A 17,308-nucleotide genomic window follows, 5' to 3' on the forward strand; every position below is an offset into this window, starting at 1 on the left:
CGTCCACACTTGCTGCCTGCGCTTGGAAAGTCCACCACCGAAAGTCGTGACGTTCGTCCCAGGTCGACTTCCGTTCCGCCCCTTGGGTGCACGCTCTGCGGTGGTGCGATCGACCCAACGGTCCCGACAGCCTCCGCTACGTACGGAAGCGCCGGACGGTTCGGTGAGAAAGGTCACGAGCGCGCCGCGGCGACCGGGGCCGGCCCCTTCGTCCGGGGTTCACGGTCTCCGCGAAGCGGAATTGCGCGGCATTCGAAACCATCACCACGGATTCCCCGGACGGCGAGCCGAAATTCCCGCCATTCCGCATACGCAGTGGTTCGACCACTGCGCGTGGCACTCCCGAAGGGCCTGGAACCGGTTCCGCGGCCCCTCAGCCCGGGAACTCGTCGGCGAGGGTGTTCCAGAACTGCAGTTCGTAGCTCTGGAACAACCGGGCGTAGAGGTGGGCTTCGCGTTCGTCGAGCCGGTGCGCGTCGATCCCGGCCTGGATCGCGGCGAGCGCTTGTTCCTCGATTTCCGGAACGTCCGCAGCGAAGAAGTCGAAGAACGCGCACGCGTCGTCGCGGAAGCCGTAGTGGCGGCGCATGCCCGCGGCGACTTCCGCGCAGTACCGGCCGAAGGCGGCGAAATTCGCGAAGATGCCCGCCGCGGTCGCCGACGACTCGCCGTTCAGCGCCAGCCACGCGACGTACGCCGGGTAGGCCTGGCAGCCCGCCCGCGGCCGTTCCTTCCCGTGGTCCGGACCAACCGCCTTGATCAAAGCGTCGAGCATCGCGTTCGCCTGCTGCTCCCCCGGCGCGAGCCCGCCGAAGAAGGTGCGCGCGTGCGGTTCGTCGGCGCGGGCGGCGAGCGCGTGGAAGCTGCGCCAGTCCGAAAGCGTGATCCGCTTCTCCTCCGCGGCGAGCGCGGCGAACACCGCGCGCGGCGCGCGGCCGGCGGTGATCAGCGGGACGAGCCGGTTGTCGCCGTCCCGCGGCGCGAGTTCCCGCTGGATCTCGTCGAGCAGTTTCCGAGCCGACCGCGTCATGGATTCCCCCCTGGAAGTCCCCACCCATTGAACCGGAGTCCGCGCGCGGGCGCCCGTGTGCACTGTGGACGGTCGTGGGGAGCTGACCGCGAGAGGCCGTGTGAAGGGGACGTTTGGCGTGGCCGCGATTCTCTATCCACCCGGCCGGAGAGCCAATACAGTGTGGGCCATCTTCAGCACCGAGGAGGCCAGCGTTGACCACCCCGTCCGTCGCCGAGCAGACCGAATGCCTGACGATCCCGCGGCTGCTGCACCGCAACGCGGTCGACTACCCGGACCTGCCGGCGATCACCTCGCTCGACATCGAAGGCAAGCCGACGCTCAGCTGGCTGGAGTTCCGCACCGCGATCGCGGAGGTCTCGCGCGGCCTGGCCGGGCTGGGGCTCGCCGCCGGCGACCGGATGCTGATCATGGCGCCCGGCTGCCCGGACCACATCGTCGCCGACCTCGCCGCGACGCACCTGGCCGCGATCCCGTGCACCGCCTACGCCACGCTCAGCCCGGACCAGATCCGGTACGTCGCGCGGCATAGCGCGGCACCGGTCGTCGTGCTGGGCGGCGAGACCGAGCTGGCGCGCTGGCGGCAGGTGCTCGACGACCTCCCGGCCCTGCGCCACGTCGTCGTCATGGACGAGTCGGCCATCCCGGACGGCGACGAGCGGTTCCACTCCTTCGCCTCCGTGCGCGAACAGGGCCGGGAAGCGCTTGCCGCCGACCCCGGCGCTTTCGAGGCGTCCTGGCAGGAGATCAAGCCGGACGACCCGCTGTCGATGATCTACACCTCCGGCACGACCGGCGACCCCAAGGGCGTCGTGCTGTCGCACCGCAACGCGATCCACCAGGCGTACGCGGTGACCGAGCTGCACCACCCGCCGATGCACGCGTCGAACATCGCGTACCTGCCGCTCGCGCACATCGCCGAGCGGGAGCTGTCGATCTACCTGCCGATCGTCTGGGCCGGGCACGTGCACACGCTCGCCGACCCCGCCGGCGTCGTCGGCGCGCTGGGCCAGGTGCACCCGGAGAGCTTCTTCGGCGTCCCGCGCGTGTGGGAGAAGATGGTCGCCGGCCTGAAGAACATGCTCGGCGGCGTGCCCGAGGACCGGCGGACGGCGTTGCTGCAGGCGAACGAGCTGCTGCAGCAGGGCTACAAGCTGCGCAGCGCCGGGCAGCCGGTGCCCGAGGAGCTGGCCGAGAAGATCCGGCAGACCGACGAGACCGCGCTCGCCCCGATCCGCGCGCTGCTCGGGCTCGACAAGGTGCTGGTCGCCTCCAGCGGCGCGGCCGCCCTCCCGGTGGAGATCATCTACTTCCTGGCCGGCCTCGGCGTCGAGATCTGCGAGGTCTGGGGCCTGTCGGAGACGACCGGCGCGGCGACGTCCAACTCCGGCTCGGACTTCCGGGCCGGAACGGTCGGCAAGCCGCTGGCCGACGTCGAGGTGAAGGTCGCCGAAGACGGCGAACTGCTGGTGCGCGGCCCGATCGTCTTCCTCGGTTACCTCCAGGAGGACGGGACGATCAAGGACGCCACCGACGCCGACGGCTGGTACGCCACCGGCGACATCGGCACGGTCGACGAAGACGGCTTCGTGACGATCACCGACCGCAAGAAGGAACTGATCATCACCTCGAGCGGCAAGAACATCGCCCCGACCCGGGTCGAGGGCCTGCTCAAGGAGCACCCGCTGATCGGCCAGGCGGTCGCGATCGGCGACGACCGGCCGTACGTGACGGCGCTGATCGTGCTCGACGACGAGATCGCCCCCGGCTGGGCCGCGGCGAACGGCGTCGAGGCGGCGCCGGACGAGCTCGCCGACCACCCCGCGGTGAAGGCCGAGCTGGAGCGCGCGGTCGAGTCGGCGAACAGCAGGCTGGCCCGGATCGAGCAGATCAAGCGCTACCACGTGCTCCCGAAGGCGTGGACGCCCGAGTCCGGCGAGCTGACCCCGACGCTCAAGCTCAAGCGCCGGGTCATCAACGACCGCTATTCGGCCGACATCGAGGCGCTGTACGCGGCGACGCGCGACCCCGAGCCGGCCGCGGGCAACTAGGCAGTACGGGGCGAGGTCGACTCCGTCCACTTGCGCAGCCGCGGCGGGACGCGCTTTTCCAGGCCGTAGTTCTCCAGGTGGGCGGAGAAGACCTCGTCGAACGCCTTCTGCACGGTCTCGGTGTCCCACACCGGGCGCTCGAGGATGGGCTGCTTGAGGAACGGCTGGCCCATGACGTGCAGCTGCGGGCCGTTGCACCGGATCATCTGGCCGGTGATGCCGTGCGAGCCCTCGCCGAGCAGGAACAGCACGACCGGGGCGATCCGCGACGGCGTGCGGTCCGGCGGGCACGCGCGCAGAGAGCGTTCGGACTTCCACACCATCCGCGTGTGCGCGAGCGGGCAGACGGCGTTGACGCGGATGCCCTGCTCTTCGAGGTCGAGCGCCCAGGAGTAGGTCAGCGACGCCACCGCGCCCTTGCTCGCCGCGTACACGCCGAGCTTGCGCTGCCCGAGCGACGCGCCCGAGGAGATGTTGACGATCGAGCCGCCGGTGCCGGCGTCGACCATCGCCTTGATCGCGGCCAGCCCGGTGTTCACCACGCCCATGACGTTGACCTGCACGAGCTCGCGCGCCTGCTCGACGTCGTCCTCCCAGGGCAGGGCCTCGTAGTTCAGGCCGGCGTTGTTGACCAGCCCGTCGATCCCGCCGAACTCCTTGACGCACAGGTCGACGATCTCCTGCGCCTCCCCGGCCTCGGCCACGCTGTGCCCGCTGGCCACGGCGCGGCCACCGTGCGCGCGGATGTTCTCCGCCGTGCGCTCGGCCAGCTCGACGTCGACGTCGTTGACGACCACCGACCCGCCCGCCCGCGCGACGTGCACCGCGAACGCCTCGCCCAGGCCACGGCCGGCGCCGGTCACCACGACCGCCTTGCCCTGCATCAACCCGTCCATCGTCGTCTCCCCGCTCTGCGGCGCGCCGCCATTGGCGCGGTCCGTCCACCCCGGCCGGCTCTGCGTCCAGTCTTGGCCCATTCGGTCCAGTGGGGCATCGTCGCGACGACGAGCGGCCGCCGCTCTGCGCCGAGCGAATCCGGTTCGATCAGCCCGGAGGTACCCGCGAGCCGGTCACGGCCAATCACCGGCCCCGGCGACGGCGTAACCCGATCGGCTCCGAAGGGATCGGGGACGCGCGTTCCGAGGACACCGCCGCGTAATCGGCGGCATACTGTTAGTGCTTCCGGGAGGACGGGTGTGACTCCCCCGGCCGGGGTCGTCACACGCGAGGCACAATGCGGACGACCCATATTCACTCGATCGGGGGACGGTGGTTACGAGGTGACGACGCGCGCGACCCCCCGGCTCCGGGCCGTCCTGGCCAACCGCGAGTTCCGCGCGCTGTGGTTCGCCGAAACGCAGTCGATGCTCGGCGACCAGCTGACCATCGTCGCGCTGGCCATCCTGATCTTCGACCGGACCGGGTCGCCGCTGCTCTCCGCCGTCGTCTACGCACTGACGTTCCTGCCCGCGCTCGCCGGCGGGCTCGGGTTGTCCCAGCTCGCGGACCGGTTCCCGCGGCGCGCGGTGCTGGTGTCCGGCTCGCTCGCCCAGGCCGTGCTGATCGGGCTGATGGCCCTGCCCGGGATGCCGATGGGCTGGCTGTTCGTCCTCTTCGTCTTCGCCCGGCTGGCGAACGCGCCGGGCAACGCGGCGCAGAACGCGCTCGGCCGGGAGATCTTCGGCGACGACGACGTCTACCTGCAGAGCCAGGACCTGCGCGGGATCACGAACAACACCGCGATGCTGGCCGGCCTCGCCGCCGGCGGCCTGCTGGTGACCGGCGTCGGCACGTCGTGGGCGCTGGCGATCGACGCGCTGACGTTCCTCGTCGCCGCGGCCGCCGTGCGGCTGGCGGTGCTGCGCCGACCGGCCGCGGGGGACGGCGGCGCCCCGTGGTTCGGCGCCGTCCGGCAGGTTTTCGGCGACGAACGGCTCCGGGTGCTGCTCTACCTGTCGTGGCTCGTCGGCCTCGCGGTGATCCCGGAGGGCCTCGCCGCGCCGCTCGCCGCACAACTGGACGCGGGCGACCAGGCGGTGGGCTGGCTGCTGGCGGCCGATCCGCTCGGCTTCGTCGTCGGGACGTTCCTGCTGTCGCGGTTCGTCTCGACGGAGCACCGGCGCCGGCTGCTGGGGGTGCTGGCCGCGCTGCCGCTGGCCGCGCTCGCGGCGTTCGCGCTGCGGCCGAACCTCGCGTTCGCGCTGGTCCTGCTCGCGCTGGCCGGTGCGACGGGCGCGTACGTCATCACGGTGTCGGCCACGTTCATCACGTGGGTGCCCAACGACATCCGGGGCAGCGCCGGCGGGCTCTACCGGACGGGGCTGCGGGTCGCCCAGGGTGTGGGCGTCGGCATCGGCGGGCTGGTGGCCCAGTGGCTCGGGTCCGCGGACGCGACGATCGCGCTCGCGGGGGCGGTGGGACTGCTGCTGGCGGTGCCGGTCGCGTTGTCCTGGCGCCGCGTCGGCGGCGCGCAACCGGAACCGCGGCTGTCATGAGCGGGGAACGGGAGCTCCCCGGCGGACCGGATCAGAAGTCACGGTTGGCCATCGGACGCCACCTCTCCGTGCGGACAAGATCATGAACGACATTCGCGGACGACAATTCGCGGGCGGTTCAGAAGTCGCGGTTGCGCATGGGGGCCACCTCCGTGCGGGGAGAGTCTCGCAGAACCTTTTCCGCCGCGTTCCCGGCAGTTCCTCCGGGTCCTCGGCAGGTCTGTTGCTGTGGGATGGTACCCGGCCGCGGAATGCGTGAACACTCTGCCAGGTACCGATGAGATTACTCAAGGCGGCGACTAGGCTGGAAAGGAGGTGACCAATTGCATCCAGGACCGGACGGCGGCCCGGGCGAGCCGGGCGGCCCGGCGCCGGAGCACCGGGAAACCGGCGCGGAACCGGGCGTGACCACGGACGGACCGGCGACCACGGCCGGTGCTCCACTCGCGACCGTCCGCGCCGACCACCCGTACCGGCCGCGCAACTGGGCGCTGTGGCGCCGCCGGCCGCCGCAGATCGCGTTCATGCTCGCGGCCGAAGCGGTCGCCCTCGCCGTTGTCGCGGTGGCGTTCGCGCGTTCTCCCGTTCCGGCCGGAAACGACTGGATCAATTGCGCGATCCTGGCCGCGGGCGCCACCGTCCACATTCAGCTGACCCAGCGACAGGAAGAGCGCCGGCGAAGCCGGACGAAAACGGTGCTGATCGACCTCACCGCCGTCTGGACGTTTTCCGCGGCGATGATCCTGCCGGTACCGCTCATTCTTTTCGTCATCGCCGTCATCCGCGCGCAGCATTGGTTCATCGCACGCAGGCCGGCCAACAACTTCGTTTTCTCGTCGATCACGCACGGCCTCGCGGCCACGCTCGCGCACGTCGCCTACACGTCGCTCGGACCGCACCTGGCGGGGCCGCCGGACTGGGGCGGGTTCCTGCGCGAGTCCGGCACGATCGTGCTCACCGGGGCCATCTACGAGATCATCCAGATCGCGTACGTGGGCGGGGTCCTGCTGCTCGGATCCCCCGCCGGGCGCACGGTTCGTAACGTACTCGGCAGCCCCGCCGACAACACCCTCGAGGCGATCACCATCGGCCTCGGCGCGGTGACCGCGATCCTGCTCGCGGCCGTGCCGCCGATGGTGGCGGTGATGGCCGTGGTCACCGTGGTCTTCAATCGGCTCGCGGAACTCGACCAGCTCCAGAACGACGTCCGGACCGACCCGAAAACCGGGATTCTCAACATGCGCGGCTGGTCCGAGTCGGCCGAGCGGGCACTCGAACGCACCGCTCGATCGGGTGATCAACTGGCACTGCTGATGGTCGATCTCGACCACTTCAAGTGGATTAACGACACCTATGGACATCCGGCGGGTGACGACGTGCTCCGCACGGTTGCGCAAACCCTCGACGAAGTGACGAGACCGAGTGACTTGGTCGGCCGTTTCGGGGGTGAGGAATTCCTCATTCTGCTCCCGGACATCGACGAAGAGTCGACGTGGGACGCGGCGGAACGCATACGTGTTGCGATTGCCAAGTTGCATATCGTGACAACGGACAAGCGAGGCGATCCAGCCACGATCGCGGACCGGACCACGTCGATCGGCGTGGCCCGGCACCCGCGCCACGGAGACACGTTGGAGCGGTTGCTGCAGTCAGCGGACGCGGCGGTGTACTTGGCGAAGGAGAACGGCCGCGACCAGGTGTGTTTCGCCCCGGACACCCCGGGCGGCGGCCTCCCGGGCGGCGCGGAGGACTAGGTCCCCAGCCGGACCGTCAACTCCCGCTTCACCAGCACCTCGGCCGAAGTCCCGTGCGCCACCGCCGGCGCCAGCCGCAGGCTCTCCCCGCGGTACCCCGCCGACTCCAGCGTCAGCACCTTCGCCCCCGGAGCCGGCCGCGGGTGGCACCAATGCCGCACGACCCCACTGCCCTCCGGGTCCTTCCGCACGATCAAGTACTCGTACCCCAGATCGTCGGTCACCCGCCCGAGACCGTTCCACCACAGCGCCCGCACCGCGAGAACCGAACCGTCGCCCGTCAGCTCCACCGGCGGCTCCGCCCGGATGTCGACCCGGAACCCGGCCTCCCCCACGAGCACCGACCGGGCCTCCAAGAACCCCGCGCGACCGTCCACCGCCACAGCCTCCCCGCCCGCCTCCGCCCGCGGCAGGAGCGCCGCCACCGTCAGCTCCGCCGCGAACCGGCCGTCCAAAGCGTCCGGCACCAGCGGCACGCCACGCAACGAATCAGCCAGCAACCGCGCTCCCGTCGCGATTGCCCAGCCCAACGCCGCCGTCCGCAGGCCCGGCTCCGCGCGGACCCGCGAAAACACCGCGCCGCGCCCGCTGAACCGGGCCGCCCGCACCAGCCGCGCCGCCTCCGGGGCGTCCGAGCCGAACAGCCCCGTCGTCGCCCGGTCGAGCGCCCGCGCCTGCTCGGCCAGCACCGCCCGCACCACCGCGCCCGGGTGAGCGGCGGCCAGCTCCCCCGGCGAACACGAACGCAACGCCCGCGCCAGCACCCGCAGCTCCGGCGAAGCCGGCGAGCGCAACGCCGCTCCGGGAGCGAGCCGGCGCAACGCGTACACCGTGTTCTCCACGGGCACCACAAGCGAGCCCACCGCACGCCCTCCTGGTCGCCGCACCCCCGCTCGTCATTCTCCCCGCCTCGAAGCCGCGGCGGAACGTAAGAAGGGGCAGCCCCGAGCGCCACCCGATCGGGCAACGCGGTCCCGGGGGTTATCCCCGTGTCGCCGCTCACGCGGGGCTGGCACCCTGGGACCATGCCAGCCCCGAGCCAGCCGCCGCGTGTCCGCCGACCCTGGTCGACGTCCGGCTGGCTGCTGCTGGTCCTGCTGGTCGTCTTCGCCTTCGGCCTGATCGCCTCGCGCCCGCCCGCCCCGCCGGACCAGGGCCCGCCCACCGGCGACGTCCTGGCCGCGCAGAACGCCATCGACGCGCTCGTCCACCCCGGCCCGCACCCGGACGCGCTCGCCCGGCTGCCCAAGGACTTCACCGCGCTCAGCGGCGTCACCCCCGGCGCGATGCCGGCCCGCGACGGCACCGTCCGGGCCGTGCACACCGACGGCGGCTGCTCGACGCCGTGGGGCGACGACAACACGAAGTGGGACTACGCCGTCCCGTGCAAGGCGCACGACCTCGGCTACGACCTGCTGCGCTACGCCGACCGCAAGGGCCACCCGCTCGGCCCCGAAGTCCGCGAAGCGCTCGACAACCAGCTCTCCCACGACATGCACCACGCCTGCGACCTCAACCCGATGAACTCGGCGGGCACGTGCCGGATCGTCGCGACGCTCTACTCGGCGGGCCTGGTCGTCAATTCGTGGCACCAGCGCTGGGGCCCGCCGGTCGGCGACCCGATCGGCCCGATGGTCGCCGGCGTGCTCGTGATCGCCTGCCTGCTGGTGTTCCGGCTGCGCGGCTGGCTGCGCGCCCGGCGCGAGCCACGGGTGCCGGCGGCCACCGTCACCCCCGCCGACGTCAGCCGGTGGGCGTTGCTCGGCGCGGGCGGGATCGTCCTGCTGCTCGTCGGCGAGTCGGTGACGGCGCTCGCGCACTGGGCGGGCGCGCCCGAGGCGTCCCTCTGGCCGCTGACCTGGCTCGCCCAGCTCGCCCCGCTGATCTTCTTCGCCGGCGGCCACGCCAACGCGGCGGGCTGGCACGCCGAACAGGACCACGGCGGCGGCTACCGCCACTTCCTGGCCGAACGCGCGAGCCCGCTGCTGCGCCCCGCGTTGATCTTCGCCGTCGTCGCCCTCCTGACGCCCCTCGCGCTCGAGCTCCTCGGCATCCCGGCCGGCACGACGGCGACGGTCATGCGGATCGCGCTGCACCCGCTGTGGCTGCTCGGGGTCTACCTGCTGACGATCGTCTGCGCGCCGCCGCTGCTGGCCCTGCACCGCCGGGCGCCGGTGAACGCAGCGGCCGGGCTGCTCGCGGTGGTCGTCGCCGGGGAAGCGACGGCGAGCTGGATCGGCTCGCCCCTGCCCCGCTTCGCGGCGACGTTCGCCCTCGCGCTCCTCGCCCAGCAACTCGCCTTCGCGCACGCCGACGGCGTACGCCCGTCGCGACGCCTGCTCGCCGCGGCCGCCGCCGTCGGGGTCGCGGGGCTCGCCGTGGCGAGCGTCCTGCGGGCCGGGCCACCCGTCCTGCTCGGCAGCCCGGGCGCCCCGGCCGCGCTGTCGGCCCCGCCGTGGGGCGTGCTGCTGCTCGGCCTGGTCCAGCTCGGCGTGCTCGGGCTCGTGGCCGGCCCGCTGACCCGGCTCGGCGACCGGCCGCGCGTCGCCGCCGCCTGCCGGTTCGTCCTGCGCGCGCCGATGAGCCTCTACCTGGCGTTCCTCGCCGGGATGCTGCTGCTGGTCGCCGTCGTCTACCTGCCGGGCCGGATCGCCGACGGGCTGAGCTGGCTGGTCCGGCCGCGCACGCTGGTCGCGGTCGGGCTGCTCGCGGTGCCCGCGACCCTGGTGTTCTGGTGGTTCGAACGGCACAGCCACCACGGACGGCGGCCCCGCGCGGCCGAGCTCCCCGGCCGCCGGACGGTGGTCCTGACCCGGGCCGCGGCCGCGTTCGGCATCGGCTACGCGACGCTCGGCGTGTTCGGCTTCGCACTGACCCGCTTCGGCGGGGTGGCCGCCGACGCCGACCTGCTCGGCCTGCGGCTCGACCCGATCCAGAGCCTGGTCCACCTGCTCCTCGGGGTGTTCCTGCTGCACACGATCCGCCTCGGCGCCGGCGCGGCGACCGGCACCTGGCTCACCACGGCGCTGGCCTGCGCACCCTCGCTGCTGTTCGCCGACGGCAGCGGCACGTCCGAGTTCCTCGGCGTCACGCTCCACGCGGCGACGGCCGGATTCGCCCTGCTCGCGGCGGCCGGCACCCTCCTGCCGGCCCGCCGGACGGTCAATGCGACGTCCTGACCAGGCGCAACCCTCGCGGATGCGGGAAACTGGGTGGTGCGTGCCACATTCACAGGGGGATGTGTAACGCTACGGCAACCAGGTGAGGGCACCATGCGTCCCAACCCCAGGACCCACCGATCGAAGCAGTGAGGAGTCGCCCGCGTGGATCACCCGCCTCGGAACGGGCAAGGCGACCGCCGCCCCGCCCGGCCCTGGCAGGACGAGCCAGGCCGGCGCGGCACCCCGCCGCCCCGCCGCCCCGCGCCCCGCCGTGAACCGGTGGACGCGCGCCGCAGCACTCCGCCGGTCCGCAAGCCCCAGCCGAAGCCCGCCCCGCGCGCCCGCCGCAACTCCTTCCGCGGCGCGAAGATCGCGCTGGCCGTCGTGTCGCTGCTGGTGATGGGCCTGACCGGGTACGCGTGGGCCGCCATGCAGGGCCTGGTGAACGGGCTGAACTACGCGAACGTGATCAGCGACGGCGGTGGCGGCGACAAGCCCGCCGACGGCGCCCGCGACATCCTGCTGGTCGGCCTCGACAGCCGCACCGACGCCCAGGGCAACCCGCTCTCACGCGAGGTGCTCGACGAGCTGCGCGCCGGCGACTCCGACGGCGAGCTCAACACCGACTCGCTGATCTTCGTGCACATCCCGAACGACGGCAGCAAGGCCGTCGCGATCTCGCTGCCCCGCGACACCTACGTCGACATCCCCGGCGGCTACGGCAAGCACAAGATCAACTCCGCCTACGCCCGCGCGATGCTGTCGGCCCGCAAGGACCTCCAGAAGCAGGGCGTCAGCGACCCGAAGGAGCTCGACGTCAAGGCCAACCAGGCCGGGGCGAAGGAGCTCATCGAGACCGTCGAAAAGCTCACCGGGTCGACCATCGACAACTACGCCGCGGTCAACCTGCTCGGCTTCAGCGACATCACCAAGGCCATCGGCGGCGTCGACGTCTGCCTCAACAACAACGTCAAGGACCAGTACTCCGGCGCGGACTTCACCAAGGGGCAGCACACGATCTCCGGCGTGCAGGCGCTCGAGTTCGTCCGGCAGCGCCACGGCCTGCCCAACGGCGACCTCGACCGGGTCGTCCGCCAGCAGGTGTTCATGGCCGGCATGGCCCGCAAGGTGCTCTCGGCGGGCACGCTGACCAACCCGGGCAAGCTGTCCGACCTGATCGACGCCATCAAGAAGTCGGTCGTGCTCAACCAGAACTGGGACATCTTCGGGTTCGCCCAGCAGATGAAGGGCCTGACCGGCGGCCAGCTCGAGTTCCGCACGATCCCGGTGAAGAACGTCGAGTACAAGACGCCCGAGGACGGCGTCGCCATCCAGGTCGACCCGGCCGAGGTCAAGCAGTTCGTGCAGGGGCTCGCCGGTCCGCAGCCGGGCGCCACCACGCCGCCGGCGGAGCAGTCCGACCCCGCGAACAAGGCCACCACGGTCGACGTGCGCAACGCCTCCGGCAAGACCGGCCTGGCCGCGAGCGTCGCCAAGACCCTGGAGGGCAAGGGCTTCACCTCCGGCGACACGGCGAACGCGACCGCCCGCAGGACCACGGTGATCTGGGTGCCGAAGGGCGGCAAGGACAAGGGCCAGGCCGTCGCCGACGCCCTCGGCGGCTCGCCGACGATCCAGGAGGACAAGAGCGTCCAATCGGGACACGTGATGGTGTTCCTCGGCGCCGACTACGAGGGCACGAGCGCGGGCGCGAGCGCCGGATCCGGTGCGGCCGCGGGCGCGACGTCGCAGGCCCCGGCGCCGCCGCCGGTCGCCGACGAGGACAAGCCGATCACCGCCGAAGGCGTCCCCTGCGTCAACTGAAAGCCAGACGCAGACTGCAAGTTGCACAAGAAGCTACCTGTCGTTAACCCGTTAGGCCTAACTCGCGCAATCGGTATCAAAGACATGCCCGAAATCGCGTAAGGGCCGGGCTCCTGCGCACTTACATACACGTGAGGGTGCACCTGCACGGGAAACTTGTCACCACCGTGAGGGTGCCGCGGGAGAGCACGGCAGGGGACATTGATGTGCTGATCGACGCTGAGGAGTATCAGCGGATTCTCGGAGACGAGCTCCGCAAGCTCAGGCGCAGCCGAGGCTGGACGCGCAAGGAGCTGAACCAGCACCTGCAGAGCGAGATTTCGCTGCAGACGCTGGCCACCTACGAGCTGGGCACCAGACAGTGTTCCGTCGTGCGCCTGGTCGAACTGTGCGTCGCGATGGACGAACTGCCCCAGGACCTGCTGGCCAAGGTGCACCGCCGGGTGTTCGTCGACGAGCCCGGCCGGGTCCGCGTCGACCTGCGCAAGGTCGTCGCCGACGCCTCCGACGACCTGCTGCCGCTGCGCCGCTGGGCCGACGACCGGCTGCACCAGGCCGGCGAGCACGGCGCCGGCGAGATCGCGCTCGACCTGCCGGCGCTGGAGCGCATGGCCGAGCTGTGCGGGCTGCCGACCGTGGACCTGATCGGGCGCCTGCGCCGCTACACCTCCCGCTGATCCCGCGCCCCCACCGGCCTCCTCCGCCGGTGGGGGCGCCCGGGTCAGCCGACCAGGAAGTCCTCGCGCCGCACTTTGCGCGTGTCCAGCCAGTACCGCCAGGTGAAGCCCGGCCAGATCGTCCGGTTGACGCCCTTCGCGTCCAGGTACCAGCTCTTGCAGCCGCCGCGCGTCCAGATGCCCTTCGCGAGCTTGCGCTGGATCGCGGTGTTGAACCGCTCCTGCACCTCGGGCTTGGGCTCGATGGCCTGGCCGCGGGCCAGCCGCAGCGCCTCGGCGACGTAGGAGATCTGGGCCTCGATCATGAACACGACGGAGTTGTGCCCCAGCCCGGTGTTCGGGCCGAGCAGGAAGAACAGATTCGGGAAGCCGGCGACGGTGATCCCGAGGTGCGTCCGCATGCCCTCGGTCGCCCACTCCTTGCCGAGGTTGCGCCCGTCGCGGCCGACGATCTCCAGGTCGTCGAAGGCGTCGGTGACGTGGAAGCCGGTGCCGTAGACGATGACGTCGGCCTCGTGCTCGACCCCGGCGGCGTCGACGACGCTGTGTTCGCGGACCTCGCGCACGCCGTCGGTCACGACGTCGACGTTGTCCCGGGCCAGCGCCGGGTAGTAGTCGTTGGAGATGAGCACGCGCTTGCAGCCCATGGTGTAGTCCGGCGTGACCTTACGCCGTAAGGCCGGGTCGGTGATCGCGCGGTCGATGTTGCGCTTGGCCAGGCGCTGCCCCAGCTTCATCACCCACGACTGGCCGTTGAAGCCGATCGCGCGCGCTTCCAGCATCCAGTAGAGCAGGTTCCGGTAGGCGCGCTGGGCCGGCGGGAACGCCTTGAACAGCGCGCGCGTGCGCCCGGACATCTCGTGGTCGGCCTTCGGCATGATCCACGGCGGGGTGCGCTGGAACAGCGTCAGCTCTTCGACGTCCGACGCGATCTTCGGCACGAACTGCACCGCGCTGGCGCCGGTGCCGATCACGGCGACCTTCTTGCCCTTCAGGTCGACGTCGTGGCGCCACCGCGCGGAGTGGTAGGCCGGTCCTTCGAACTTCTCGATGCCGGGCAGCTCCGGGATCATCGGCAGGTGCAGGGCGCCGACCCCGGCGACCAGGGCGTTCGCCACGAATTCGTCGCCGCCCCTCGTGGCGACGTGCCAGCGGTTCTCGTCGGCGTCCCAGCGGGCCCCGGTCATCTCCTGGCCGAAGCGGGTGAACCGGCGCAGGTCGTGCTTGTCGGCCACCTCGCGCATGTACCGCCAGATCTCCGGCTGCGGCGAGTACGCGCGCGACCAGCCCGGGTTCTGCTCGAAGGAGAACGAATACATGTGCGACGGGATGTCGCAGGCGCACCCGGGGTAGCTGTTGTCCCGCCACGTGCCGCCGACGTCGTGCGCCTTTTCGAGGATGACGAAGTCGTCGCGCCCCTCCTTGCGCAGCTGGATCGCCATGCCGAGACCGGAGAACCCGGTCCCGACGATGACGACCCCGGTCTCCGTGCGGTTGCCCATCGCGCCTCCCGGTTAACTGTGCCCTGTTTCCTGTTACTCGTCGTCCATCTTACTCAGAGTAGGTTACTACCGGTAGAGTGTTGCCTGTGACCACCGCGAAGCGCAAGCGCATGCCCCGGGCCGAGCGGATGCGGCAGATGGTCGAGGTCGCCGAAGAGGTCTTCGCGGCCCGCGGCTACGCGGCCGCGTCCATGGACGAGATCGCCGAACTCGTCGGCGTCTCCAAACCGATGCTGTACGAGTACTTCAACTCGAAGGAAGGCCTGCTCCTGGCCTGCATCCGCGAGTCCCGGTCGGTCCTGCGCGAGGTCACCGAACAGGCCACGGTCGGCGCGGCCACCGCCGAGGAAGCCCTGCGCCGCGGCCTGCTCGCCTTCTTCGTCTTCATCCGCGAGCGACGCCAGGCGTGGTCGCTCCTGCGCCACGAGATGGCCCTGATCGGCACGCCGGCCGCCGACGAAGTCGAGGAAACCCGCCGCCAGCAGACCGACCTCATCGCCGCCCTGATGAGCGGCCACTTCGACAGCGGCGACGAACTCCGCGCCGAAGCAGCCGCGGAATTCGTGGTCGGCGCCTGCGAACGCCTCGCGATCTGGTGCGAACGCCACGACGAAGTGAGCCCCGAGACGGCCACCGAATACGCCATGGACGTGCTGTGGAGCGGCCTCCAGCACCGTGCACGGTAAAATGCAAGTGCATTAGGCCATTCGGTCGTTACTCAGCGCTGTCGTGTCCTGTGACACAGAGTTGCTCTACGGTGTCGAAGGCACGGTAGAAAGTGATGCTGGACTTTCCACAGCCGAAGAGGGGGCGCGTGTACCGCGTCATGGGAATGCGGTAGCCGCGTCACGGTTGTGTAAAGCATGCTGGAGAGGGAGAGGGGCGTGAGGCAGATGGTGGAAGCGATCACGGCGACGTACACCCAAGAGGACGCCGACTGGGCGATCACGGTCAGCGGCCGAGGCAAGGAGCTCACCGCACGAGCACCCGGCATCATCGCCGCGCGCGACCGAGCCGACCAGCTCGTCGAGGAACTCGGCGGCGAAGGCAAAACCACCGTCGTCCACCTGCTCAACGGCAGCGCGTTCGAGTTCACCCAGGCCTACATGACGGCCCGGCTCACCCTCCCCAAACTGCCCCCGCTCGAAGTCCCACCGCCCGGCAGCGTCCCGAAGCAACAGACCACATCGGACAAAAAGCCGGCGCTCCCCCCGAGCAAACAGCTCCCCCAAGCAGTCGAGGAAAGCAAGCCGGCCGCCGAGCCCGCCCAGCCCGAAAAAAAGGCCGAGCAGGCCCGCGCCTGACTACTTCAGCAGCTTGCGCACCAACAAGACCAACACGAGGATCCCCCCACCGATCAAGGGGAACTTCACCTTCGGGTTGTCCAGCTTCGCCCGCACCCCACGCTGCGCAGCATCCGCGAGCTTCTTGGGATCCGCCTTGACGGTCAACTGATCCAACGTCGCCGCCAAAGCCGTCCTGGCCTGCTCGATCTCACGCTCGATCGTCTCCGGATCGCGAGCCACATGTCCTCCTCGCCGCAGCAACATCCCCACCCAACTTAGACGACCGCCCCGCCACCCCCACACCGGCCACGCCGCACGCTAGGCTTCCAGACGCAGCGGGCCCGTAGCCCAATCGGCAGAGGCACATGGTTTAGGTCCATGCCAGTGAGAGTTCGAATCTCTCCGGGCCCACGTTCCGCTTGCCTCGGCGCTTCGCGCCTGCGTTGAGCTTCACTTCGGCGTGTTCTCTGGGGGTGCAACCCCCAGACCCCGCCCGGCGGGCTTCGCCCCCGGACCCCCTTCTCGGGGCTTCGCCCCCGAACCCCCTCTCGGCCTGGCTTCGCCTCAGGCCGGCTCCCTTGGGGCTTCGCCCCCGAACCCCCTCCCCGGGGGCTTCGCCCCCGGACCCCCGCTCGTTCTGTGGTCACCTTTGTGGGGTTGGCTGCCAGTTCTCCTCCGCGTACTGCCTTGGTGTGCGCGGCCTCCTTCCCGTCAGGTTCTCGAAGTCGTCCGTCTGTGCGGTGAACACCCCTGCTCTTACCAGCTTGAACAGGTGCAGCATGTGGTTCACCCAGGCCTCTGGGCGGCCCGATTTCTCGAAGTGCCTCCGGTGCTCCTCCGGTTTTGCGTCCACGTGCTTGATCGGGCGGCCCGATGTCTTCGCCAGCAGCTCGGCCATCTCTCCGAACGTCAGCCTCTCCGGGCCCGTGATCGTGTAGCTGCGCCCCTCGTGCCCCTCCCGCGTCAGGACCGCTGCCGCCGCGTCCGCCAGGTCTCGCGTGTCCGTGAACCCCACCTTGCTTGCGCCGGTGCCCGCGTACAGCTCGTTGCTCTCTCGCAGAGCCCTTGCGAACACCCACTCGTCCTCGTCGAAGTTCTGCAAGAACCAGCTCGGCCTCAAGATCGTCCAGCTCCTGCCCGATCGCTCCACCGCCAGCTCGACCGCCCTGCGCGGTGCCGTGTTCGGTGTTCGGTCGACCCCCACCGCCGACATCAGCACCACCCGGCTCACCGCGCTCGCTTCCGCCAGGAAACGCGTGATGATTGCCGCCGCTTCGTCGTCGCTGTCCAGTCCCTTCAGGAACACCGCGTCCGCGTTGCCGAGCGCGTTTGCCCACGTTGATTCGTCGTACCAGTCGAACCGCACCGGGGTCACCGAGCCGCTCGCCTCGCCCGGGTGGCGGCTTGCCGCCCGGACCGGTAGCCCTGCCGCCGTCAGGGCCTCCACCACTCGTCGGCCTGCCTTGCCTGTCGCACCTTCGATCCACACCGTCATGACCTCAAGCTATGGCTGACCGGCGAGACGGTG

General features: G+C 70.8%; 14 protein-coding genes and 1 tRNA gene. 9 read left to right on the top strand and 6 right to left on the bottom strand.

Annotation, left to right across the window (positions count from 1 at the left end; translation table 11 throughout):
* Positions 1-373: 373 nt before the first annotated feature.
* On the bottom strand, positions 374-1,030 hold the full coding sequence (locus tag ACIQWX_RS32675) for a transcriptional regulator (RefSeq protein WP_400879313.1): 657 nt from the start codon (positions 1,028-1,030) through the stop codon (positions 374-376).
* A 194-nt stretch (positions 1,031-1,224) separates the two neighbouring features.
* Here ACIQWX_RS32675 and ACIQWX_RS32680 point away from each other — a divergent pair, with 194 nt between their 5' ends.
* Positions 1,225-3,081, top strand: a complete 1,857-nt coding sequence (locus tag ACIQWX_RS32680) for an AMP-dependent synthetase/ligase (protein ID WP_400879315.1) — start codon at positions 1,225-1,227, stop codon at positions 3,079-3,081.
* On the opposite strand, the gene ACIQWX_RS32685 is transcribed toward ACIQWX_RS32680, so the two are convergent.
* Positions 3,078-3,977: an SDR family NAD(P)-dependent oxidoreductase gene (locus tag ACIQWX_RS32685; protein ID WP_400879318.1), complete on the bottom strand. Its 900-nt coding sequence runs from the start codon at positions 3,975-3,977 to the stop codon at positions 3,078-3,080. The two genes, ACIQWX_RS32680 and ACIQWX_RS32685, sit on opposite strands and share 4 nt — an antisense overlap.
* 384 nt (positions 3,978-4,361) lie before the next feature.
* On the opposite strand from ACIQWX_RS32685, the gene ACIQWX_RS32690 reads away from it, so the two are divergent.
* The gene (locus ACIQWX_RS32690; protein ID WP_400879321.1) at positions 4,362-5,576 is read left to right on the top strand and encodes an MFS transporter; all 1,215 of its coding nucleotides are present in this window, start codon (positions 4,362-4,364) and stop codon (positions 5,574-5,576) included.
* A 323-nt stretch (positions 5,577-5,899) separates the two neighbouring features.
* Positions 5,900-7,330, top strand: a complete 1,431-nt coding sequence (locus ACIQWX_RS32695; RefSeq protein ID WP_400879323.1) for a GGDEF domain-containing protein — start codon at positions 5,900-5,902, stop codon at positions 7,328-7,330.
* Here ACIQWX_RS32695 and ACIQWX_RS32700 read toward each other — a convergent pair.
* The gene (locus tag ACIQWX_RS32700) at positions 7,327-8,193 is read right to left on the bottom strand and encodes a hypothetical protein (protein ID WP_400879326.1); all 867 of its coding nucleotides are present in this window, start codon (positions 8,191-8,193) and stop codon (positions 7,327-7,329) included. The two genes, ACIQWX_RS32695 and ACIQWX_RS32700, sit on opposite strands and share 4 nt — an antisense overlap.
* Before the next feature lie 162 nt (positions 8,194-8,355).
* Between ACIQWX_RS32700 and ACIQWX_RS32705 the strand changes: the two genes are divergently transcribed.
* From ACIQWX_RS32705 to ACIQWX_RS32715, 3 genes are all read left to right on the top strand, one after another.
* Entirely contained in the window at positions 8,356-10,509 is a 2,154-nt protein-coding gene (locus ACIQWX_RS32705) for a phospholipase A2 (protein ID WP_400879328.1), read from the top strand.
* 144 nt (positions 10,510-10,653) lie between these two features.
* Entirely contained in the window at positions 10,654-12,315 is a 1,662-nt protein-coding gene (locus ACIQWX_RS32710) for an LCP family protein (protein ID WP_400879329.1), read from the top strand.
* Between the two features lie 206 nt (positions 12,316-12,521).
* On the top strand, positions 12,522-12,992 hold the full coding sequence (locus ACIQWX_RS32715) for a helix-turn-helix domain-containing protein (RefSeq protein WP_400879332.1): 471 nt from the start codon (positions 12,522-12,524) through the stop codon (positions 12,990-12,992).
* Positions 12,993-13,036: 44 nt separating this feature from the next.
* Here the strand turns inward: ACIQWX_RS32715 and ACIQWX_RS32720 are convergent, their stop codons facing one another.
* Entirely contained in the window at positions 13,037-14,494 is a 1,458-nt protein-coding gene (locus ACIQWX_RS32720; protein ID WP_400879334.1) for a flavin-containing monooxygenase, read from the bottom strand.
* A gap of 128 nt (positions 14,495-14,622) precedes the next feature.
* Between ACIQWX_RS32720 and ACIQWX_RS32725 the strand changes: the two genes are divergently transcribed.
* Both ACIQWX_RS32725 and ACIQWX_RS32730 read left to right on the top strand, forming a co-directional pair.
* Positions 14,623-15,180, top strand: a complete 558-nt coding sequence (locus tag ACIQWX_RS32725) for a TetR/AcrR family transcriptional regulator (RefSeq protein WP_400879817.1) — start codon at positions 14,623-14,625, stop codon at positions 15,178-15,180.
* Between the two features lie 207 nt (positions 15,181-15,387).
* Positions 15,388-15,798, top strand: coding sequence for a hypothetical protein (locus ACIQWX_RS32730; RefSeq protein WP_400879820.1), 411 nt, complete (start codon positions 15,388-15,390; stop codon positions 15,796-15,798).
* On the opposite strand, the gene ACIQWX_RS32735 is transcribed toward ACIQWX_RS32730, so the two are convergent.
* Positions 15,799-16,020, bottom strand: a complete 222-nt coding sequence (locus tag ACIQWX_RS32735; protein WP_400879336.1) for a DUF3618 domain-containing protein — start codon at positions 16,018-16,020, stop codon at positions 15,799-15,801. It abuts the gene before it with no gap.
* A 97-nt stretch (positions 16,021-16,117) separates the two neighbouring features.
* Here ACIQWX_RS32735 and ACIQWX_RS32740 point away from each other — a divergent pair.
* A tRNA-Leu gene (locus tag ACIQWX_RS32740) sits at positions 16,118-16,191 on the top strand.
* Between the two features lie 232 nt (positions 16,192-16,423).
* On the opposite strand, the gene ACIQWX_RS32745 is transcribed toward ACIQWX_RS32740, so the two are convergent.
* On the bottom strand, positions 16,424-17,275 hold the full coding sequence (locus ACIQWX_RS32745) for an NAD(P)H-binding protein (RefSeq protein ID WP_400879338.1): 852 nt from the start codon (positions 17,273-17,275) through the stop codon (positions 16,424-16,426).
* Positions 17,276-17,308 lie beyond the last annotated feature (33 nt).

The organism is Amycolatopsis sp. NPDC098790, from assembly GCF_044759945.1.
Taxonomy (GTDB): Bacteria; Actinomycetota; Actinomycetes; order Mycobacteriales; family Pseudonocardiaceae; genus Amycolatopsis.

Bases quoted from the DNA above. Each gene is read 5' to 3' on its own strand.
- ACIQWX_RS32685 (WP_400879318.1), bottom strand. From the start codon at position 3,977: ATGGACGGGTTGATGCAGGGCAAGGCGGTCGTGGTGACCGGCGCCGGC.
- ACIQWX_RS32705 (WP_400879328.1), top strand. From the start codon at position 8,356: ATGCCAGCCCCGAGCCAGCCGCCGCGTGTCCGCCGACCCTGGTCGACG.
- ACIQWX_RS32725 (WP_400879817.1), top strand. From the start codon at position 14,623: ATGCGGCAGATGGTCGAGGTCGCCGAAGAGGTCTTCGCGGCCCGCGGC.
- ACIQWX_RS32730 (WP_400879820.1), top strand. From the start codon at position 15,388: ATGGTGGAAGCGATCACGGCGACGTACACCCAAGAGGACGCCGACTGG.
- ACIQWX_RS32720 (WP_400879334.1), bottom strand. From the start codon at position 14,494: ATGGGCAACCGCACGGAGACCGGGGTCGTCATCGTCGGGACCGGGTTC.
- ACIQWX_RS32675 (WP_400879313.1), bottom strand. From the start codon at position 1,030: ATGACGCGGTCGGCTCGGAAACTGCTCGACGAGATCCAGCGGGAACTC.
- ACIQWX_RS32745 (WP_400879338.1), bottom strand. From the start codon at position 17,275: ATGACGGTGTGGATCGAAGGTGCGACAGGCAAGGCAGGCCGACGAGTG.